Source organism: Psychrobacter sp. P11G3 (assembly GCF_001435845.1).
In the GTDB taxonomy this organism is placed as follows: Bacteria; Pseudomonadota; Gammaproteobacteria; order Pseudomonadales; family Moraxellaceae; genus Psychrobacter.
Genome location: NZ_CM003596.1, coordinates 2788445 through 2810517, shown reverse-complemented (window position 1 = coordinate 2810517; position 22073 = coordinate 2788445). Strand labels below are relative to the sequence as shown.

The window sequence follows — 22073 nt, the reverse complement described above, 5'->3', positions numbered from 1 at the left end:
AAATTTTAGTATGCTCAAATACAGCTATCATCCATATTTTATCGTATGAGGGTAAGATATTCTGTTGCGCATTTGGCTGACTGGGGTTGTTAATTGAGGAATAAATGCGGTTCACGTCCTATAAATTGCCTTACCATCTAACAAAATATGCCTATCTGCGTTAAAATCACACTATCAATAACTTTCTCTGTTTTTATAGCATTCTGTGCCATCTCAGTTTGACCACATTCATTACCAACAATAAGATCACCCTATTATGAGCAATCCTAATACCGATACCAGCATTGATAGCAATGCGAAAACCAACCTGACCCAGTCGATCCAAGCGGCGCTAAGCCAATTAGAGAGCGCCTATAACCCTGCGGAAGTTGAAGCAGGTATGTATCAAGGCTGGGAAGAAAGTGGCTATTTTCAGCCGACGTTTGACAAAGACGAGTCGTTTTCTATTGCGCTGCCACCGCCAAACGTCACCGGCTCGCTACACATGGGTCACGGTTTTAACAACGCTATTATGGATGCGCTCACCCGTTATCACCGTATGGATGGCGACAATACGCTTTGGCAGCCAGGTACGGATCATGCGGGTATCGCAACCCAGATGGTCGTTGAGCGTCGTCTGGAAGCGCAAGGTATCAAGCGCCGCGATATGACGCGTGCAGATTTCATCGATAAAGTATGGGAATGGAAAGAAGAGTCGGGCGGCAATATCACTAGCCAAATTCGCCGTTTGGGCAGCTCGGTTGATTGGTCGCGTGAGCGCTTTACCATGGATGATGGTCTGTCTAACGCAGTAAAAGAAGTGTTCGTTCGTCTGTTCGACGATGGTTTAATTTATCGTGGTAAGCGTTTGGTTAACTGGGATCCAAAGTTCCAAACCGCGCTATCTGACCTAGAAGTGGAAAACCACGACGAAAAAGGTAGCTTGTGGCATTTCCGCTATCATTTCACAGATAAAGACTTAACGACTCAAGATGGTAAAAACTATCTGGTGGTTGCTACTACGCGTCCTGAGACATTGCTTGGTGATACCGCTGTCGCCGTTAATCCTAGCGACGAGCGTTATGCGCATTTAGTCGGCAAAACCATTACTTTGCCAATCACGGGCCGTGTCGTGCCTATCGTCGCTGATGACTATGTCGAAAAAGACTTCGGTACGGGTTGTGTCAAAATCACTCCAGCGCATGATTTTAATGATTATGAATTGGGTCGTCGTCATAGCTTGCCATTGATTAATATTCTTGATGAGCGCGCTAATATCTTGCCAGCGATGGAAGTTTATCCTGATCTGCAAACGCGTGAGCCAGAGTTAGAAACCACGCCTAGTGACTATGCAGGACTTGAGCGTTTTGCTGCGCGTAAATTCCTTGTAGAGCAAGCAGGCGAGCAAGGCTGGCTAGAAGATATCGAAGACTACGCACTTAAGGCTCCGCGTGCTGAGCGTGGCGGCACGATCGTTGAGCCATGGTTGACCGATCAGTGGTATGTCGCGGTCAAAGAGCTTGCCAAGCCTGCGATTGACGCGGTAGAAGACGGCAGCATTGAGTTCGTTCCTGCGCAGTACAAAAACATGTATATGGCGTGGATGACCGATCTACAAGATTGGTGCATCAGCCGTCAACTCTGGTGGGGACATCGTATCCCTGCATGGTATGACGATGCGACAGGTGAAATCTATGTCGCCCGTGACGAAGCCGAAGTGCGTAGCAAATACAACCTAAGCAATGATGTTGTATTACGCCAAGATGATGACGTACTCGATACGTGGTTCAGCTCTGGTCTATGGACGTTCAGTACGCTTGACTGGGCAGACGTCAACGCTGATCCACGCGTGATGGACACCTTTCATCCAACTAGCGTATTGGTGACAGGTTTTGACATTATTTTCTTTTGGGTTGCCCGCATGATCATGATGACCATGCACTTTGTGAAAAACGAAGATGGCACGCCGCAAGTACCGTTTAAGACCGTATATGTGCATGGTCTGGTACGTGATGGCAACGGTCAAAAAATGTCAAAATCAAAAGGTAACGTCTTAGATCCGATTGATCTAATCGACGGTATTGAGCTAGAAGCGTTGGTGGAAAAACGTACCAGCAATATGATGAACCCAAAAGACGCGGCCAAAATCGAAAAGCAAACGCGTAAAGAGTTCCCAGAAGGCATCCCAGCGTATGGTACGGATGCACTGCGCTTTACCTTTACCTCATTAGCCAGTACTGGTCGCGATATCAACTTTGATCTAAAGCGTGTCGAGGGCTATCGCAACTTCTGTAATAAAATCTGGAACGCCAGCCGTTTTGTCCTCATGAACTGTGTCGATGGCGAAGGCAGTGCCAAGCCTATCGACCAAACGGCGAACCCTGATGTATGGGAACTACCAGAAAAATGGATCATGAGTCGTCTAAACTCTAGTATCAAAGACATTCATCAACATTTCGCCCAGTATCGTCTCGATATGGTCAGCCAAGATATCTATGAGTTTATCTGGAACGAGTACTGTGATTGGTACGTTGAGCTTGCCAAAGCCAGCCTAAATGATGACTCGGTGTCTGACGAACGCAAAGCGCAAATCCGCTATGTGCTGCTGCACGTGCTAGAGACGGCGCTACGTTTCACCCATCCAATCATGCCGTATCTGACTGAGCAAATCTGGCAGACCATTGCGCCGCTACTGGGTCGCAAAAACACCGACAGCATCGTGGTCGCTGACTATCCACAGACTGATGGTAGCCAAATCAGTGAGCAGACCGAAGCGGATATGGCATGGCTACAAGAGCTAATCGCGAGCGTCCGTAACATCCGTGGTGAGATGAAACTGGGTAACGCGGTACGTCTGCCAGTGCTACTACAAAACGTCTCTCAAGATGAAGATGCGCGTCTATCACGTATCAAAAACCAGTTCAAAGCGCTTGCCAAAGTCGAGAGCTTAGAGATCGTCAAAGAAGGCGATGAAGTGCCACTGTCATCATCAAGTATGGTCGGTCAGCTACGTGTACTCGTACCGATGAAAGGTCTGATCGATCCAACGGCTGAGCTGGCACGTCTGGGCAAAGCGCATGAAAAGCTACAAAAGCAAGCCGATGGTATCGCTCGTAAGCTAGGTAATGAAGGCTTTGTCAGTAAAGCACCTGCGGAAGTGGTCGATGCTGAGAAAGCGAAACTGGCTGAGCTAGAAGGGCAGTTGACGGCGATGACAGCGCAGATGGAGCAGCTGAAAGCGTTGTGAGCAGAAAGAGCTTAAAAAGCATAGCCTCAGCATCGGAGTCCTTTAATAAGGGGCAAATATGCGATGCATGAGGCGGTGTCTTTTTAAAGGCTTCGCTCGGCGCTCGTCCCTCGCGCAAGAACAATAAGAGTGACCTAAGTAAGAAAGTATAGGGTAGGTTGGCATTGAGGTGCAAAACCAAAACATGCCTTAACTGTTGGATATTATAGACTCTATCCAGTCTAATAGTATTAGCTATATTAAGTTTTAGTTTTAGAGAAATATAAATTTAGTAAAGAGTTTAAACATATGCAAAGTAATTCTGTTATTTTCTCTAATAAGGCTTCGGATTTACTTGATAAATATCAACTAAGTCTTAAAGATAAAAATAAAAATAATTTTCATTGTTATTTGCTGAAATTCTATGAATTACTGGAAAGTTATATATCAGAAGAGGTTTTTATTCAACTTGAAAAGTTACGATCAGAGTGTGAAAATCAGTACGAAGCTGAGGCTCTTGATAAGGATATTAATGATCTGAAAGTCTATTTGGGCATAGGGGAGTATTCAGGTGTCTCTAGTAGTTTAGGTGATAGATTGAAATCTATTAGTATAAGTATTAAGGATATTCACTTTCCGAAAGACGACAATCTAATTTATGTAACTAGTGAAACTAAGGAGGTACTATATAGACTAGGTAGAATAGATTTTATCAACTGTAAGTTCGATTCAAGTCGACTCAGTACAAATGATAATATGTACTTTGAATTATGTGATTTTATAAAAGACATTTATATTACTCCGTTCTATAAGAATGGCTTTGGTGAAAAGTACCGTTATATAAGTTGTAATTTCCATAATAATGTTTATTTATCTGCTTCAGATGATAATAAACAAGAGTTATGCAATGTATTTTTTGAGTGTGACTTTTTAAAAGATGTAGATATCCAAAATTTAAATTTTAAAAAAAACCTTTTTAGCTTTCCTGATGTTTTAGATTCTATTAAAAAAAAGAGCGCTCTTGTAGCTTTATCTACCAGTAACAGCGAATTTTTAAGAATAAGAAATTGTCATAGTTTTAATAAATTAATAATATCTAATTGCAGTTTTGAAACTGATTTAAAAATAAATGGTTTTGATGACAAATATTTTAATGAAGTTGAAATGCATGATTATAAGTATAAAGCAGGCAGTTCCAACATTAAAGAGCTTAAAATAATAGACACAAATTTTAAATCAAAATTAGAAATTAAGAATAAAAATATTGATATTTTTAATTTTGAAAACTCTAACGTCACTAAAATTTTTGATCTATTTGGAAGTAGGTTTATACAAGCAAAATTTGATAAATGTATATTCAGTGATTTTGCTGGATTTGAAGATGTAAATTTTGGAAATGAAGTGGAAAAGGATAATGAAAAATTCTTAACAGTTTTCAAATATGTTACTTTTATGGACTTCTCTAGTTTTAGAGGAGTTAAATTTAATTCTGGATTAGACTTCTCAAAAACTAACTTAAAAGATACACCTAACTTTCTTAATGTTTATATTAGTCCAATAAACACAAATCGCGAAACATTTAGAATTATAAAAAACTCATTTGATGATGCAGGCAATAAAATTGAGGCAAACAGGTTCTTTATCGAAGAAATGAAGGCTTATAGAAGAGAGCTGAAAATTAAAGGTGGGGAATGGTTTAATCGCTTTATACTTTTTTTCAATAGATGGGCTTCAAATTTTGGTGGTAATTATATTTTACCCATAATTTGGTTAGTAATCAGTGTTGTGATTTACTCAGAAATTATTGATTGGCACAATAGATTTTTTGTTGAAAACGAGTATTTTTGGAATCGTGATTTTAATACTCTATCTGTCAGAGCAAATAGTATTGCAGAAAGTTTTTTACCTTTTAGTAGATTCTTACAGGGTAGAGAGGGTCTCGAATTTACAAGCTTATTATTTTATATATTGTTTGTCATACTTACTTGGCAGACTATTGTTGCGGTAAAGAGGCATACTCAACGTTAAGGAACACCATGAACCATCTCACCGTCGGACAACGCGCGCCTTTAAGCAATCTTGCTATTGACGACACCGCACCCATCACGCTTAAGTTCACTCGTCAAAGCCCAATAGAGATGGACATTAGCTGCTTTGCCTTAGACGCAGCGGGCAAACTGATCAATGATGATTACATGGTGTTTTACAATCAGCCAACCTCACCGTGCGGGCAAATCAAGCTTACCCATTACGAATCGCAGCCAACGGCGAATAAAGGCATCCAAGCCGAGTTTGAGGTTAACTTATCCAAACTGGCTGCAAATATAGACAGCTTGTTTTTTGTGTTATCAGCCGACACGCCGCTCAATCAAATTCAATCGTTAGAGATTGGTATTTGGCAGCAGTCGCAAAAAGTGCAGGCAGCGTATCAAGCAGCAGATTTTGCCCAGCAGCAAGCCAGTATGCTGATGCAGCTGTATCGTAAGGGTGGCGTTTGGCGAGTATCCAACGTCGCGCAAGGCTTTAATGGTGGACTTGCCGCCATCGTGCAGCATTTCGGTGGTGACGTAGAAGAGAGTAGCCCGCAAGTACTCGAGCCGACCGTAGCGCCAGTGCAAGCAAAACCGTCGTTAGAGAAGGTCATGCTAGACAAAGCGCCAAAACTGGTCAATCTGGCCAAAAAAGCCACGATATCGCTTGAGAAACGCCAATTGCAGCAATTAACCGCAAAGGTAGCGTTGGTGTTAGATGCCTCAGGTTCAATGAATAGACAGTACAAAAAAGGCCGCGTGCAAGAGGTAGTCAATCGCATATTGCCATTGGCAGTGAACTTCGATGACGACCAAGCACTAGACTGCTGGGCGTTTGCCCGAGATCCGCAGTATTTGGGCGAGATTGGACTGAGCAATTATGACGGTTTTATCAACAACGCTCATGGCGGCTGGCGCAAATGGGCACTTGGCCCACGCATAAACAATGAAGCAGAAGTCATGAAAGCGGTGACGGAGTTTTATCAAAAGGACGGCTTGGATGTGCCTGTCTACGTGCTATTTATCAGTGATGGCGGGGTGAATGACAATCGCGGTATCACGAGAGTCATGACGGAAGCCGCGAAACTGCCGATATTTTGGCAATTTGTGGGCTTAGGTGGTCGTGGTTATGGCATCCTCAAAAAACTAGACGACATGACAGGGCGCGTGATTGATAATTGCGACTTTTTTGAACTCGATGATTTGGATGACATTAGCGAAGAAGCTTTGTATGAAAACATGCTAGAAGAGTTTCCAATGTGGCTAAAAGAAGCCAAGCAGCTTGGTATAGTCACTTCACTATAAAAGTATGACTGCGTTAACCTCATTATTCGATGACAGCTAAATAAAAAACCGCCACAGCAAATATGATGGCGGTTTTTTGTTATTCAAAATATCTTAACTTCTAAAATCTCTATAGCGCCCACAGCGATTGATATTGCTCATCAGTCAACGTCACGATATCGATCTCGGCTAGCATCTCGCGCAGTTCTTCCCACTTACTTGCATCAGGCTTGATCGGTGTAATCAATCTGCCTAGCGTATTATCAATAATGGCATCCATCAGTATATCTGCTTCGGTTTTACTATAGTCGTAATACATATGGTGGGCAATTTCTGAATCATTTTTACACAGTTCCGTCATCTGATTGGTCACTTGGATAAAGGTATCTATCGCGTCTTTTTTCGCGCTATAGATCTCATCCGTTGTCAGAATCTCTAACGCCGAAAAATTCGGATAGGGTGACAGGTGTTGATCGATAAACGTAAAGTCTAGCCCTTCATGAGTCGCTTCAACGCCTTCAAAGTTATAAAAACATAACCATGCACCATCTAGGCTTGGGTCTTCTTGCAGGTTTTTTATATGATAAAAGTCTTTTTGCACAAAGCTCACATTATCACGGCTGATACTAAAGCCATTTTTCTTGGCATAACGCGCCAATATCTCAAAGCCAATACGATTGGTCTTTTCTTCAGCAGCAGGGGTACAGATGCGAATAGGCTGATTGTTTTTGAGCTTATCCATGCTGGACTGTTGCATCAATATGCCGCCATCGGTCTCAAAAAAGCAGCCAAGCGCACGCAAATTCGGCGCGTAATGCTCAAACAGATGAATCGGTTCATTTACATGCAGATCGATACTTTGGTTCTGTAATTCGGCAAAGCCATCATAGTGGTCATCTGGCTCGATGATAGTAATATCAAGCCCTGCCTGCTCATATGCGCCTGTGGTCACACCAGCGATAAAGGGCAGATGATCAGGGTTTAAAAACCATTCGAGGGTCAGAGTAAGTTTGGTGGTCGGCTGCATGGTTGTTTCCTTTTTAGGTATGGAAAACAATCAGACTGATACTATTAAAGTAAAACAAGAAAGGCCAAATAAGAAAGGTAAGGTCTCAATACTAGAGGTGCGTTCATAACAGGACATCCTCTATAGACTGCTCTTATTTGTAGACCTATTAAGGCGTGTCACGCTTGTTTCCTACGTCAGTGCTAACTGCTTCAGGTTCACGGGTGTCTCTCAGCGATGATGTGGGCTGTGTCTACAGCGTTAAATCAAAGCACCCCGACAAGATTGATTGGTATTACATTGTTTTTGATCAGTACTGCTAATGAATCCGTACTGCGAATGGCTATTATCGATAGTTACTGCATCATCATAGACGACTTACAAGATGGGATGCAAGCGCGTATCGGGAAAGACGATGGCAGGTGATGACTGGTGTTCGTTAATCGCTCTTTATAAAAGTTCTCATTTATGACAGCTTTTTATAAGCGCTTTTAATCGACGTGTTAATAAAAAAGTGCAGCATTTATCATTGGTACTTACCCAATTACTAACCAAACATACCTATCAATAGCAAAAACCTTATATAAATAGTCTTGTGCGCAGACGGGCGATATTGCATGATTAGCCTTCTATGCCACCGCTTATATAATAGGCGCTACTTTAAACAACTGACATTTGGCATAACTGACAACTTACACGACCGACAACTTATATGACCGATAATAAAAAAGCGTTCTATTACCGACCCAAGACGGATCAATCCAACAGCCCAATGCTGCGTTGGACCTTTGTGACGCTTGGTTGGCTGTTTTTTATCTTAGGTATTATCGGTATATTGTTGCCAGTGATGCCCACCGCGCCTTTTATCTTGCTAGCAGCAGGCTGCTGGGCACGCAGTTCTCGACGTTTTCATTTTTGGCTGATTAATCATAAATACTTTGGTAAATTTGTCCGTGACTGGGAAGCAAATCATGCCGTTCCGCTTTATGCCAAGTGTTTAGCGACGGTTATGATGGCAGCATCGACAATTATGTTATTTTATCGTTTGCCTGCCGATATGATGTGGATGGCATGGGCGGTAGCCGCTGTCTGTAGTGGGGTAGCGATATATTTGTTCCGTTTACCAAATGCCTAAATCTGTTGCAATTTGCGCCAAAATCGGTCAATAAACGGCTCTGGTTACACGAAACATGAGATAAGACTTGCGATACTGGGATGTACCCCTTATAATACGCCCAAGCTTAAGAGCAGTTCTGCACCAAATCATTACCTCGTAGTATTAGTTATAATCCTTCGTTTTAATATTTATCGTTCAGTAGCTATTTGCAAGCGTTACCGGTCACTAGACCATTAATAAATTTAAAAGTAGGATTATACTATGTCAGACGTTCAAAAAGGTACAGTTAAGTGGTTCAACGAAGCTAAAGGCTTTGGTTTTATCGCTCCAGAAACTGGCGCAGACGTTTTTGCTCATTACAGCGAAATCACTGGTTCAGGTTTCAAAACTTTGGCTGAAGGCCAAGAAGTTGAGTTCACTGTAACTCAAGGCCAAAAAGGCCCACAAGCACATAACATCGTTGCTATCTAATTTGTCTTTATAGACAGATAGATAAATAGATGTAGAAAAGCGAACCTTCGGGTTCGTTTTTTTTCGTCTATCATTTGGTGTTAAATGAAATGACAGATGTAGAAAGGCCTCCGACATAGAAAGTTGGAGGCCTTTTATATTGTGCAATGACATCAGCAGTTAAGAATGGACATTTAGCTTATTATATAAAGCTAATGCCGATATTAATCAGACCACCGCCCAGTATTAACCAACCAAACATAATGGCACCCAAAATAAGCGGTCTAACGCCAGCTTGTTTGATCGCACTTAGATGCGTGGTCAGACCTAATGCAAACATAGCCATTGTAAGTAGCACATCGTCTAGCATCACCATACTGCGTACGATACTCTCAGACATCGGCACCCATGTATGTATCAACACAATACCGATAAAGATAAACGCGAACCATGGCACTTTGACTTGTTTGACCCGAGTCATAAATGACGCTGTCTCGTTTTTACTGCTTTTATCTTCTAGAGTCGAATCATCTACGGTACGATCTTTGGTTAGCGCAAAAGATAACACAAGCAGGAAAGGCGCGAGCATCATAACGCGTATCATCTTGGTCACAACAGCGGTATCGCCAATCTCAGTATTGATTGCATTACCTGCGACTACGACTTGCGCTACTTCATGAACGGTTGAGCCAGTGTACATGCCGTACTGCTGGGCGCTGAGCCAAGGCTGTAACCAACCGAGATGATAGAGAAAAGGATATAGTAGCATCGCGATAGTGCCAAACACCACCACAGTTGCCACGGCGATAGTGACCTTGTGAGCTTGCGCGTTGACCACTGGCTCTGCAGCAATGACGGCAGCAGCACCGCAAATACTCGCGCCTGAGCCAATCAAAATAACCGTTTCTTTATCGACCTTTAACCATCTAGTACCCAACCAATAGGTCAGCAAAAAGGTTGACGTCAGTACCAGCGCATCAGTCATAATCGCTGGCATACCGACGCTCGCAACTTGTGTCATGGTCAGTTTAAACCCATAAAACATAATCGCAAGTCGCAATATCTGACCTTTGGCAAAGCAAACGCCGCCGTTTAAACGTTCAGTGAACTTGGGATAGATGGTATTGCCCAAGATCATGCCTAGCAAAATCGCTAGCGTTAAAGAGGATAGTCCAACGATACGTCCGTTTGACCATACATCCAGACTACTGTCCAACCATAAGCAGAACAAACTACCGATCAGAACAACTACCAATCCTGCCAAGTGACGGTGATTAGGGGTATAGTTATGAACGGAGTTGCTGATTGATTGGACGAATGTGTGCATGACGCGGCATCCTATTACTTATATTAAGATAAGCATAAGCTTATGAATGGACAGTATATGCCCGCCACATTTATAATAAAAACAGATTAATAAGATATAAATTATCGATTTTTTAGGTTAGAGATTATGATAGAAGTCGATATACCGCGCATGAGCAGCAAAAAAAGATACGCATCACGAATAAAACAGCGCAAAAACTAACATAAGGCATCATTGATAATATGAAAAAATCTGTGCAGACAGTGCCAAAGATTACGCTTAAGCAGCTCGCTGTTTTTGTCAGTATTTATCAGACAGGTAGCACCAGTCGCGCCAGTGAGGAGCTACACTTATCGCAATCAGCGGTCAGTAGTGCGCTGACAGAGCTGGAGTCTAGACTACAGATGCCGCTGTTTGAGCGCGTTGGTCGTCGGCTCAATCAGCATCCCAATGCTCATCCTATTTATATACAGGCACAGGCTATCTTGGGACAATCACTCACGCTTGAGCATTATCATCAATATCAAGCAGCACAGATTCACATCGGTGCTAGTACCACTATTGGTAATTACGTGCTGCCGTCATTGCTTGGCAAGCTATATGAGGCGCTACCCGATGCCAATGTCGATATGTATATTGCCAATACGCAAGAGGTAGTGAGCGAGGTTGAGCAACTCAATATCGATATCGCGCTGGTAGAAGGAATGCCGCGTCCGGTAGATATGAAAGTTATTGAGCAGCGTGAGTGGCGCACTGATACGCTGATGATATTTGCCAAGCGTGATAGCAAGTGGCTAAAGAATGTGGCTACCTATAGCGAAGACGAGGACTGCTATCAGCTGAGTATTAATCAGCTAGCGCAGTTGCCGCTACTGGTACGTGAGGCAGGGTCAGGCACAAGGCAGATTATCGATGAGCAATTGCTTAAGTATCTACCTAATGCAGAAGTGGTAAAGGCAATACATCAGTCCGAAGCCATCAAGCACATGGTGAGTGCAGATATTGGTCTTGGTTGTCTATCGCAGCATGTGATTGAGACAGAATTAGCAACAGGTGAGCTGGTACAAGTGAACGTAGCGGGAATTGATTTATCGCGTACATGGTGGCTGGTCTGGCATAAAGCCCGTCACCAAAGCCCGATTTGGCAAACCTTTATAGATATTATTCAACAAGGTTAAACAATGAGTCTGGATGAACCTAAAGCTATCAGCCATAAAAAAGCGCAGCGTTGAAGTTTACGCTGCGCTTTTTTGTTTAGGGTATGCTTTATATCACATAAGACAATCAGAGCATATTTTTATGCTGAAACAGGCTTGTCCAGTCTTACGACAAAGCTATCGCAAGGTACATTAGGTAAGATGTTATCCGCAGTTGCGCCACTGATCCATGCAGCGATACCAGTACGCTTATGACGACCGATGACCAACAGATCGACATCGTGTTTATGACAGTAGCTGACGATACCTTCACTGCTAGAAATGGCGGTCGTGACTTCTGACGTTGCTGCATTTAGCTGATTGCGTTCAAGGAACTGCGCCAGCTTTGCACGCGCTTCTTGGCAGCGTTCATCATCAATCTCATCGTATAGGCTAGAGGCAGGCACCAGCTCATAGCCAAAGCCAACCATAGTGTCTTTGACAATATGCAAAACAGATAGCTTAGAGCCTGGACGGTTTTCGACGATGCGCTTGGCCTTTTGGGCGACTATATCTGCATCAGAGAGTAAGTCGGTGACCAGTAAAATATGTTCGTAACTCATAGCGTCTTCCTCATGTCAGATAGTATTTACTATAGCACTACTCTAGGGCGCTGTTAAGTAAAGCTTGTCGTCTTTAGCAACGAATTAGAGTAATGCCAATTATTCCAAGACAGGCTGATCAAGCTTCACCACTAAGCTATCGCAAGGGACATTTGGCAAGATACTATCGGCAGTGGCTCCTACTAACCAAGCAGCGATACCATGACGCTCATGGCGTCCAATGATAAGTAAGTCGACGTCTTTTTCACGGCAGTAATTAATAATACCTTTGCTATTAGAGATGGCAGCGGTGACCTCAGAGTTGATTGCTTCCAGCTCATTACGTGCCAAAAATTGTGCCAGTCTAGCCCGTGCTTCTTGCCAATTTTCACTATCGACATCACCCGAGAGGCTAGAGGCAGGCACGAGCTCATAACCAAAGCGCACCATGTCATCCTTGACTATATGCAAGACGGAAAGTCTGGCTTCAGGAGAGCCTGCGAGAATACGCTTGGCTTTTAGCGCCACTTTGTCCGCATCGGATAGTAAGTCAGTGACCAGTAAAACGTGTTGGTAGCTCATAAGATACTCCTAGTTAGTCGTTAACTTTACAGTATAGTCAATCCTTTATAAAAGAGTTACGGTGTTAACCTCGCTTGAGGTATCACGTATACATCTGCACTCAGTTGCCTTGTAATTCTTTTAAACTAAATTAACTATAGCAGTGCAGGCCGTCTTTGTTAAGCGATAAATCCATAATAAAATTGTGGATATTGATGAATTTGTAACTATAAGGCTTTAATAGCTAAAGTTGCTAGCCGCGTAGGTTATGTGGTGGATTATTGCGTGACTGATGCCTTGACTTATCCATGTCGCAGCCCCACTAATAGCGCTAAGCCAACTCTTTTTTAGCCAATTTATTACTCTATTTTCCCTGGCATTCAGGGCACTATACGCATAATAAGCGATAAGGATAACTATGACGGACACGCCATTTACTGCTGATTTAACCTTGCATCCAGCATTTGAGCTGATTGAGCATCGCCATATTGAGGCGCTATCGATGGATGTGCTGATCAGTCAGCATGTAAAAACAGGAGCGATGCATTATCATCTGGCACACCCAAGTGATGAAAATGCATTTTTGGTCGGTTTTCGCACCCAGCCAATGGATTCAAAAGGCGAGGCGCATGTCTTAGAGCACGTGGCATTATGTGGTTCGAACAAGTTCCCAGTACGTGATCCGTTCTTTTCAATGATTAAACGCTCATTAAACACGTTTATGAATGCGATGACTGCAGCTGATTGGACTGCCTATCCGTATGCGACACAGAACAAAAATGACTATTTTAACTTGCTCGCTGTCTATCTAGACGCATCGTTTTTCCCGAATATCCATCCGCTCGATTTTGCCCAAGAAGGCATCCGCGTGGAGCTTGATGAAAACGATAAGCCGCAGTTTAAAGGTATCGTTTTTAATGAAATGAAAGGCGCGATGAGTGGCGAGATTGATCAGTTATATCATACGGTTGCTCATCATCTGTTCCCAACGACGACTTATCACTACAATTCAGGCGGTGATCCTGCTGATATACCTGACTTGACGCACACTGAGCTGACCGAATTTCACCAGAGCCATTATCATCCGTCAAACAGCGTTATCATGAGCTTCGGTAATATTCCTGTTGCTGAGACGCAAGCGAAGATACACGAAGATGCCTTGATTCAGTTTGAAGCAGGCAAAAAGCATGTATCGCGTCCAGAGCAACGTTTGTCTGCACCAATCAGTGCGGTTGATACTTATACTGCTGACGAAGCAGGCCCAGATCAGACGCATCACGTGGTTGCTTGGTTACTACCATCGATTACCGATCCTAAGCAGCGCTTAGCATTGCGTCTATTAGAAGGCGTGCTGATTGAGCATGCAGGCTCGCCATTGCGTGCTTATCTTGATAGCCATCCACTGGGTAAAGCACCAAGTCCGCTATTGGGACTTGATGACAGTCATTATGAAATGGTCTTTTATACGGGACTGCGCGGCTCTAACCCTGAACATGCCGAAGCGGTCGAGCAGGGCATTATTGATTTGCTGACCGAAGTGGCCAATTCACCAGTTGATGATGAGACAATCGAAACCATTCTGCATCAGATTGAGATTGATCAGCGTCACATCGGCGGCGATAGCATTCCTTATGGTCTAAACCTGATGTTAGAGGGCTTTAGTACCGCCATTCATGATGGCAACCCTATCGACGTCTGGGAAGTAGATGAGCATCTACAATGGCTACGCGAGCAAGTCGTCGATCCGCAGTGGCTACCGAACTTGATTAAAACGCATCTATTGGACAATCAGCATCGTGTACGCGTAACGATGACGCCTGATAGCGAAAAAACAGCGCGTTTGGCAGCAGCTGAACAGACTCGTTTAGATACTATCGCGATGGATTTGACTGCTGATGACAAAGCTATTTTAAAGCAACAAGCTTTAGATTTGGCTGCACGTCAAGCTGCGCCAGATGATTTGAGCTTGTTGCCAAAAGTTGGTTTAGAAGACGTACCAACGGATATTAGCTTTAAAGAAGGCACGCAAAAGCAGGTGCGTTTGAGCGGGCAAGACAGCACGCTATTTGAGTATGAAGCTGGCACTAATGGCATTTATTACTATCAAGTGATTGTCCCACTCACTGAAGCAATTGGTAATGCGAGCGCAGATGCGCTACCAGTCAATGATGTGATCAATCATCCATTGTTGCCTATTTATTTAAGTCTATTGTCTGAGCTAGGTACTGACTCGCTTAGTGCTCATGAGATGCAGGCAAAACAGGCCGCGCATTCTTCTGGTGTGACCGCTCGTATTAGCCAACGTACCAATGTCGATGATAGCCAAGCGATTAGCAGCTACTTTGTCGTGGCAACGCGTGCGCTAAATCGTAAGCCTGAAGCGATTGATTTGCTCAAGGAAGTGATGGAGCACAGTATCTTCTCTGAGCATGACCGTATCAAAGAAATCTTGCAGCAGCGTCAAGCGGGTTGGCAATCAAACCTAGCAGGATCTGGTCATTCATACGCGATGCAAACGGCCAGTCGTGGTATGAGTCGCCAAGCGCAGTTGGAGTATGTGCGCAGCGGCCTACCAGCATTAAACGCACTTAAAGATTTCTTGGCACATGCTAGTACAGATGATACTCAGTGGGATCAACTGGCTACGAGCTTGATGGATTTACATCAACGTCTGATCAGTTTGCCTAAGCATGCCGTTATTATCTGTGAGGCAGAGCAAACCGAACGCTTGAGTAGTTTAATCGTCGATAGCTGGAAAGATAGCCAAGCGCCAAAGATTGCTGAGAATTTGACCAATATTGAGACTAATATCCCAAGCGAGTTTGCCAATCTGCAATTAGATACTGCATTGAATGATGCGACTGATACAGTCAAAACATTAGAGAGTGGCGACGATGTTAAAAACGAAGTGCTCGATGTTGCAGATTTAGCATGGCTAGTACCAACCAACGTCTATCACAATGCCAGTGCTTATACTGTACCTGCTGCTGACCATCCTGATACCGCTGCACTAATGGTATTGGCGCCTTACTTACGTAACGGCTATTTGCACAGTGCGATTCGTGAGCGCGGCGGTGCCTATGGCGGCGGCGCAGGTTACGATGCCAATGCTTGTGCCTTTAAGTTCTTTAGCTATCGTGATCCACAATGCGCTGAGACCTTTGCTCACTTTGACGCCAGTATCGAATGGCTATTAAACGAGCCACAAACCGATGAGCAATTGGAAGAAGCTATCTTAGGTATTATCTCAGGCATGGATAAGCCGGGCTCTCCTGCAGGCGAAGCAATCAAAGCGTGTTTTGCTAACTTGCATCATCGCGGTGTTGACTGGCAGCGTAAAATGCGTGCGTCGATATTGGCCGTCACGGTTGCTGATTTGCAGCGCGTTGCCAAGCAATATCTGCAAGGTAAAAAGCATGTACGTGCCGTGCTAGCGCCTTATGACAAAGAAGAGGCAGTAAAAGGCCTAGGCTTTGAGGTTTGTAGAATTAAGAGCTAAGACAATTAGGTTTGTTTTTGATTAAAGTTAAGCACAAAAAAGCCAAGCATCATGCTTGGCTTTTTGCGATTAGGTAATTGACTAATATCGCTTGATACTCAAATCTTTGCCAATTTTGTCTTGATGAATCGGAAATTCTGACAACTCGTTATACTGCTTACGATCAGCAAAGTAGCTTTTTAGAGTACGGCGAATGGCTTCAAACGCCAGTGTATCCCATGGGATATCTTCTTCGCTAAACAGTGCACAGTCGAGACTTTCTGAGCCAATACCATACGCGCCATCTTTTAGATCGGCCAGATAGATAGAGTAGATCTGCCCAATATCTGGCAAGTCATAAATGCAGTATAGATGCGGATTCAGTACGATGGCATCAGCTTCTTCGTAGCTCTCGCGTGCTGCGCCTTCAGCCATGGTCTCGCCATTTTCCATAAAACCTGCAGGTATCGTCCATAGCCCATATTGTGGCTCAATCGCTCGGCGGCAGAGTAGCACTCTGTCTTCATGTACCACCAGCGAGCCACAGATAACTTTTGGGTTTTCGTAGTGGATATAGTGGCAATTAGGGCATACCAAACGCGGCATATTGTCCGTAGGTGGGATTTTTCGTTCTGCTTCATGACCGCATTGGAGACAATAGCTCATACCAACTACCTTTATTAATAAATATTGTGTGTCCACTTATCTTAAAAGTTTTTTTGCCGTTCTGATGTTTGCTTTTGTATACAGCAATGATAGTGGAAAATGCTTTTAAGCATATCCTTTAATTTTTATGATTACAGTGAAAACGCTCTGACAGCGTATTTCAATCGCCATCAAAGCGTTCTTATCTTATCGAGTATATCCTACATAACAATTAAGTTATAGGAATTGGGTTTTTGTTTCGAGCATCTGTGTGCGTAATCCACCAGCTACCGAGGCAGAGGTAGGAATCAATGGCGTTACAGTGGCTTGAAAGTCATGATAAAGATCCTCGCGCGTCGGATACACGACCGTACTTAAGTTGCCATCTGCATCTACCTCATGACGCCAACCGCCATGCTCAAGATCAATCAAAGTACTGGCAATATAATCCCAAGCTAAACGGTAGTAATGTTCAAAGCGTGGATCATCCGTACGGCGCGATAGCATCAGCGCGGTATTAGCCATCTCAGCCTGTACCCAGTAAGGACGGTTTGGTATTGAAATCTCATCATCCCAGCCGATGGTATAGACCATGCCAGATTGACCGTCAGGTGCCCAGCCGCGCTCGATAGCGCTATCAAATAATGCGGTAGCATCAGGTAGCAGCCAATCAGGTACGTCATAACCATGCGCAATACAGGCAGACTCAACTTTCAGCAGCAGTCCTGCCCATTCTGCAAAATGACCAGGTGTGAGCCCCCAAGGTCGCAGGTCATCAGAAGGTTCATTCGCATCGTAGTCAGGTAACAGATTCCACTTGCTATCAAAATGTTCAGGTAGGCGACCATCGTAATTACTAGGAATATCATGGCCGAAACGCTTGGCTAAGTGTAGCGCACGGTCTAGCCAACGCGTCTCACCCGAGGCATCTGCCAGTGCTAAGCAGGCTTCGGTCGTATGCATGTTGCAATTGGCACCGCGATAATCTTCAGGATCAGACCAGTCAGCCGCAAAAGAGGGCAGCATCGATTGTTCATTTTCTAACCAGAAGTGCTCATCGATAACGTTTATTGCAGCTTGCATGAGCTCTGAACCACGTGGGCGACCAGCAATGCTAGCAGAAGCGCCAGCAAGCGCGACAAATGCATGTAGATAGGCGTTTTTGCGTGATGGGTTTTCCTGAGTTGAAGAAGCATCACTGAACCAACCGCCATGTACTGAGTCGCGTAATGGGCCATCGAGCAACGCATCTAGGCCATGGTCAGCAAGTGTTGCCGATCCCGGTATACCCATTAGTGCCGCTAACGCATAGCAGTGCACCATCCTCGCAGTGATGATGCTCTTTGCTGTGTCATCTACCATGCTCCCATCATGACCCAAAGTAGCAAACCCTGATGGCACGCGTGCTTTGGCATAATGTTCGAGCAGTCGTTGCCCTTCAGCAAGCAACCAGCGGCGATGAGTACTGCTATCTGCCCAACAGACAGATAGCAGGTCAGAGGAGTCAGGAGAATCCATGATATCAGCCATTGGTAATCATGCCTCCGTTTATGTGCAAGGTCTGACCAGTCACGAAGCTACTGTCTTGGCAAGCAAGAAATACATAGGCAGCACCCATTTCACGTGGCTGACCCATACGCCCCATTGGTGAAGACATAGATTCTAAAATATCTTTGTCAAAGTCTTTAAATACCAGTTGAATCTCGCTCACTACAGGGCCTGGTGCCACCTGATTGACTCGAATACCGCGACTAAGTAGTTGTTGCGATAGAGCGCGAGTATAGCCGACGATAGCGCCTTTGGTAGCGGTATACGGCACCAATACATCATTGCCGACATACGCATTCACTGAGGTGGTATTGATGATGCTATCACCTTCTTTCATATGTTCAAGGGCGGCGCGGGTTGCATAAAACATCCCTGCCATATTGACATCGAAATGCTGTTGCCAGTCTTCATCACTGACCTCAGACAAATCATGATACGGCTTTTGCATACCAGCATTGTTGACTAGTACATCAATGCCGCCCCATTTTGCCACGACGGCTTCTACTGCCTCTTTGCAACTACTGCTATCTGCCGTATCACCCTGCAATACCAACGCGTCTGCGCCTTCTGCTTCAATACCTTCACGTGTCTCATTCGCGCTTTCTTCATCAGAGTGATAAAGGATGGCAACTTTGGCACCTTCGCGTGCCATATGAAAAGACACTGCGCGACCGATACCACTGTCTCCGCCAGTGATTAAAACGCGCTTATCAGCCAGTTTTCCTGAGCCTTTATAATTATCATTGATGTATTCAGCAGGTGGCATCATGTTGTCGATTTGGTCTGTCATAATCTGTATCCTTCGTTCTTTTGAGGTGTCATCTATTTTTATTACAGCAAACCTATGACGCTGGCATCGATATTTTTATAATGCTATTTTAGAATGTCTGCCTCATAGCCTTGCTAACGACTATCATAATACTCAGATACATTTTTTGAAATATTACTCGGTTAATGTTTAGTAATTCAAAAATACGGTTATGAGACTTATTACCATGAACGAATATCAAGAAAAAAGGATATTGGGAAAGTCTTATTCAATAAAGTTATCACCGTCTAAGAAAGACGAGATAAGGCATTTAGTGATTTATAAAGGTGTGAAGACACAGCAAAAAACAGTCATTTTGTTGAAATATTCACTTTGATAGAGACTCAGTCTACATAACAAAGCCTATACATAAGCGGCAAGCAATTTTATATTTATCATAGTAACCCGATATATGTATAGCAATCAGCCGATACGTTAATGAATCGCATTTTGCCTGAAACAACAACAATATGAGATGCATCTACTAAAGCAATAATCGGACTAATAAGAAAGGCTGCCATACTAGCAACAGGTTATACTGGTATGCTGGCACAGGTATTTTCATGAATAATATGAAGATGACCACTCATAGGATTTGATAATGACCATACCCGAAAATATTGATTTCTTTAACAAGTTTAGCGTCGCTGTCCCAAGTTTTATTCGTCATCCCACACTCAGAAAACTGGCCGAGCGAGTGCAGCACGAGACATTGAACGCGCTGACGAGTCCAGCGATGTACGAGAGTGGCAACACCTCACAAAGTACGCGTATTTTAGACAGCTTATATCAGACACCCATTGCTGATGCATCAATATTGGTTGCGATTACTCATGAGCGCAGGCCTAAACTACTACTAACACGCCGCGCCGCCCACATGAACAGTCATGCGGGTGAAGTGTCTTGTGTGGGTGGTAAACATGATCGAGGCGATGGCAATAATGTCGTTACCGCATTGCGTGAAGCCTGTGAAGAAACAGCGCTACCGCCCAATAAAGTCCAGTTGCTTGGTCAGCTACCTATCCAAACTTCAAAAAGTGGTATGAGCGTACGTCCAATCGTCGCGCTTATCGCCCCAGGTCTGGTACTCGTACCTGAAGCGGGAGAGATATCACGTATCTTTTGGGCAGATTTAGAGTCGTTAGTCACTCAACCAACAGTAGAGTATGAAATTGAGTATAAGATGCAAGAGCAAATGGCTACCATACTGACGCCGAGCTGGCAGGTCGATGGCGAGACAGTGTGGGGACTAACAGGACGGGTAATTGCTAACCTATTAGAAACAGGGTTTGATCGACAGCTCGAATGGTATTACCGCGTAGAAAACAAACGCTGATAAATGTCATCTACTTATAATATAGTCGATGCAATTTAAAAGTAGTACAAGGCAACCGAGTGTAGATGCATATGTGATACTTCAAACGAGGTTAACGCAGTAATGCTTTTATAGTGGAATGCCTATGGTCATCTACTTATAATAATCATCGTTCTTCTTAAGCCACCAGTTCATATTGTCTTGGCGCTTGGCACGGAATGCTTCTAGCTTATGAGCAACGGATGCATTATGCTGCCGTGCAGTATCGAGCGCAAAAAGAATCGGCACTGAAGATAACACGCCAAAGCGTATCTTTGATTTTGGTAAGTCCAGACCATCGCCTATATCATCACCAACTAAGGTGCGGGTGACACTGGCGTTAACCATTTCAACAAAACGTCCACGGCGATTGTCTTTACCCATCAACTGGCGCGGCAAATCATGCAATGCTTTTGCCAATGGTTGACCCATCTTAAAGTCTAGCTGCTGTATCGATAGATAGGTATAGAGCCATTCCCAACACGCGGCCTCATCTTTTGGTAAACGATCTAGATCAACCCCCATCCAATAACTGGCAAGATTCCAGAGATGCAAGATACCTTCGGCTTCTTCTGTGCTAATACGTGCGCCCAACAATCGTAGACCGCGCATAATCAGTAACGAGAACTGTAAGTGGGTGGCAATCATATCGGTTTGATTGATAGGGATGCCCCAATAGTCAGTATTCCAACTGCCGTCAAGGTTATGATGTTGCTCGGCATTTGGTATCACGCCTGTAGCAGCATTGCCTTTCCATTTGAGTAAGTTTTGCCGTACCAAGGTATGTATCTGACGTACTTGGATCGATTGTCGCCAGCCCTCAGAACCAATGGCCAATACTTGCTTGATAGGTTTGTTTTGATTGTCTGCGCTCATATTAGATGAGGGGTGTTCAGACACAGCCAAGATATAAGCATAAGTACGCATCAATCGAGGTAGCGCATCGTGCATCAGTGCACCTGTCTGAATGAGTGGCAGTGATAAGGCAGGAATGCTATAGCCAGCCATCAGAGCAACATTACGCAGTAGCCAAATGAGCATCAATGGATAGCGCCGATAGGCAACCGCGCCTATTTGAGCAAGCTTTGGGTCGAACCAGTCAGGATGGCTGCTAAATTGTTCAGTGAGCGCGCTAAATGATGGATTGGTTGCAAGGTCATTGTTTACAAGGTAATTGCTTGCAGAATTATTATTTGAACTATCGCCAAGAATAGTATGCTGTAAGGGCTTTGCAAATTTTATGTTCTGAGCGGCTAACGCGTCTGCGAGTGGATCGCCAATATCATAACCTGCCACTATCTCATTTAGTAGAGCAGGCGAGATCGTAAAGTCTTTTGGTAATAAATAGCGTTTAATGCGTTTTAGAACCTGCAAATCACTATGGTCATTAATAGCAGTGGTACGTCCATGACGCTGATAAGCGTTCGATGATTGAAAGTCAGGTTTGTCAGTTGGAGTACTTACCGTATTGATGATTTTCTTATCCATAGTTATCAAGTACCATTTTCAGAGTTAGAGCGTAAAACCTGCATTGCGTTAGCTT

General features: G+C 43.9%; 17 protein-coding genes and 1 riboswitch. Of the genes, 9 read left to right on the top strand and 8 right to left on the bottom strand.

The annotated features are described in order from the left end of the window. The first annotated feature begins 256 nt into the window (after positions 1–256). The 3 genes from AK824_RS11355 to AK824_RS11345 all read left to right on the top strand — a co-directional run bounded on the left by AK824_RS11355 (position 257) and on the right by AK824_RS11345 (position 6540). Positions 257–3226: a valine--tRNA ligase gene (locus tag AK824_RS11355; protein WP_057761644.1), complete on the top strand. Its 2970-nt coding sequence runs from the start codon at positions 257–259 to the stop codon at positions 3224–3226. 288 nt (positions 3227–3514) lie between these two features. Further along, on the top strand, positions 3515–5233 hold the full coding sequence (locus AK824_RS11350; protein WP_057761642.1) for a hypothetical protein: 1719 nt from the start codon (positions 3515–3517) through the stop codon (positions 5231–5233). A gap of 8 nt (positions 5234–5241) precedes the next feature. Continuing rightward, the gene (locus AK824_RS11345) at positions 5242–6540 is read left to right on the top strand and encodes a VWA domain-containing protein (protein ID WP_057761640.1); all 1299 of its coding nucleotides are present in this window, start codon (positions 5242–5244) and stop codon (positions 6538–6540) included. Positions 6541–6649: 109 nt separating this feature from the next. Here the strand turns inward: AK824_RS11345 and AK824_RS11340 are convergent, their stop codons facing one another. Beyond that, complete coding sequence (locus AK824_RS11340; RefSeq protein WP_057761638.1) at positions 6650–7546, bottom strand: ABC transporter substrate-binding protein; 897 nt, start codon at positions 7544–7546, stop codon at positions 6650–6652. 151 nt (positions 7547–7697) lie between these two features. Then, positions 7698–7814, bottom strand: a riboswitch (TPP riboswitch). Here AK824_RS11340 and AK824_RS13580 point away from each other — a divergent pair. From AK824_RS13580 to AK824_RS11330, 3 genes are all read left to right on the top strand, one after another. Further along, complete coding sequence (locus tag AK824_RS13580) at positions 7775–7951, top strand: hypothetical protein (protein WP_156410713.1); 177 nt, start codon at positions 7775–7777, stop codon at positions 7949–7951. Its footprint overlaps the riboswitch before it by 40 nt. A 286-nt stretch (positions 7952–8237) precedes the next feature. Next, on the top strand, positions 8238–8660 hold the full coding sequence (locus AK824_RS11335) for a YbaN family protein (RefSeq protein ID WP_057761636.1): 423 nt from the start codon (positions 8238–8240) through the stop codon (positions 8658–8660). Between the two features lie 243 nt (positions 8661–8903). Beyond that, positions 8904–9113, top strand: coding sequence for a cold-shock protein (locus tag AK824_RS11330; RefSeq protein WP_045453470.1), 210 nt, complete (start codon positions 8904–8906; stop codon positions 9111–9113). A gap of 181 nt (positions 9114–9294) precedes the next feature. Here AK824_RS11330 and AK824_RS11325 read toward each other — a convergent pair whose 3' ends face one another. Continuing rightward, positions 9295–10419, bottom strand: a complete 1125-nt coding sequence (locus AK824_RS11325; RefSeq protein WP_057761634.1) for a YeiH family protein — start codon at positions 10417–10419, stop codon at positions 9295–9297. A gap of 221 nt (positions 10420–10640) precedes the next feature. On the opposite strand from AK824_RS11325, the gene AK824_RS11320 reads away from it, so the two are divergent. Further along, positions 10641–11576, top strand: coding sequence for a LysR substrate-binding domain-containing protein (locus AK824_RS11320; RefSeq protein ID WP_057761632.1), 936 nt, complete (start codon positions 10641–10643; stop codon positions 11574–11576). Between the two features lie 119 nt (positions 11577–11695). Here AK824_RS11320 and AK824_RS11315 read toward each other — a convergent pair whose 3' ends face one another. Both AK824_RS11315 and AK824_RS11310 read right to left on the bottom strand, forming a co-directional pair. Then, positions 11696–12157: a universal stress protein gene (locus tag AK824_RS11315; RefSeq protein ID WP_057761630.1), complete on the bottom strand. Its 462-nt coding sequence runs from the start codon at positions 12155–12157 to the stop codon at positions 11696–11698. Positions 12158–12256: 99 nt separating this feature from the next. Then, positions 12257–12718 (bottom strand): universal stress protein, encoded by a 462-nt coding sequence (locus AK824_RS11310; RefSeq protein WP_057761628.1) that lies wholly within the window; start codon positions 12716–12718, stop codon positions 12257–12259. Between the two features lie 397 nt (positions 12719–13115). Here AK824_RS11310 and AK824_RS11305 point away from each other — a divergent pair, with 397 nt between their 5' ends. After that, a complete protein-coding gene (locus AK824_RS11305) occupies positions 13116–16196 on the top strand; it encodes an insulinase family protein (protein ID WP_057761627.1) in 3081 nt (1026 codons plus the stop codon). An 81-nt stretch (positions 16197–16277) separates the two neighbouring features. Here the strand turns inward: AK824_RS11305 and AK824_RS11300 are convergent, their stop codons facing one another. The 3 genes from AK824_RS11300 to AK824_RS11290 form a co-directional block, all read right to left on the bottom strand. Continuing rightward, positions 16278–16841, bottom strand: a complete 564-nt coding sequence (locus AK824_RS11300) for an NUDIX hydrolase (RefSeq protein ID WP_057761624.1) — start codon at positions 16839–16841, stop codon at positions 16278–16280. Positions 16842–17057: 216 nt separating this feature from the next. Continuing rightward, positions 17058–18338 (bottom strand): AGE family epimerase/isomerase, encoded by a 1281-nt coding sequence (locus tag AK824_RS11295; protein WP_156410712.1) that lies wholly within the window; start codon positions 18336–18338, stop codon positions 17058–17060. Positions 18339–18342: 4 nt separating this feature from the next. Continuing rightward, positions 18343–19158, bottom strand: a complete 816-nt coding sequence (locus AK824_RS11290) for an SDR family oxidoreductase (RefSeq protein WP_082624643.1) — start codon at positions 19156–19158, stop codon at positions 18343–18345. Positions 19159–19777: 619 nt separating this feature from the next. Here AK824_RS11290 and AK824_RS11285 point away from each other — a divergent pair. Beyond that, complete coding sequence (locus tag AK824_RS11285; protein WP_057761619.1) at positions 19778–20512, top strand: NUDIX hydrolase; 735 nt, start codon at positions 19778–19780, stop codon at positions 20510–20512. Between the two features lie 132 nt (positions 20513–20644). Here the strand turns inward: AK824_RS11285 and AK824_RS11280 are convergent, their stop codons facing one another. After that, complete coding sequence (locus tag AK824_RS11280; RefSeq protein ID WP_057761617.1) at positions 20645–22018, bottom strand: oxygenase MpaB family protein; 1374 nt, start codon at positions 22016–22018, stop codon at positions 20645–20647. Between the last annotated feature and the right edge of the window lie 55 nt (positions 22019–22073).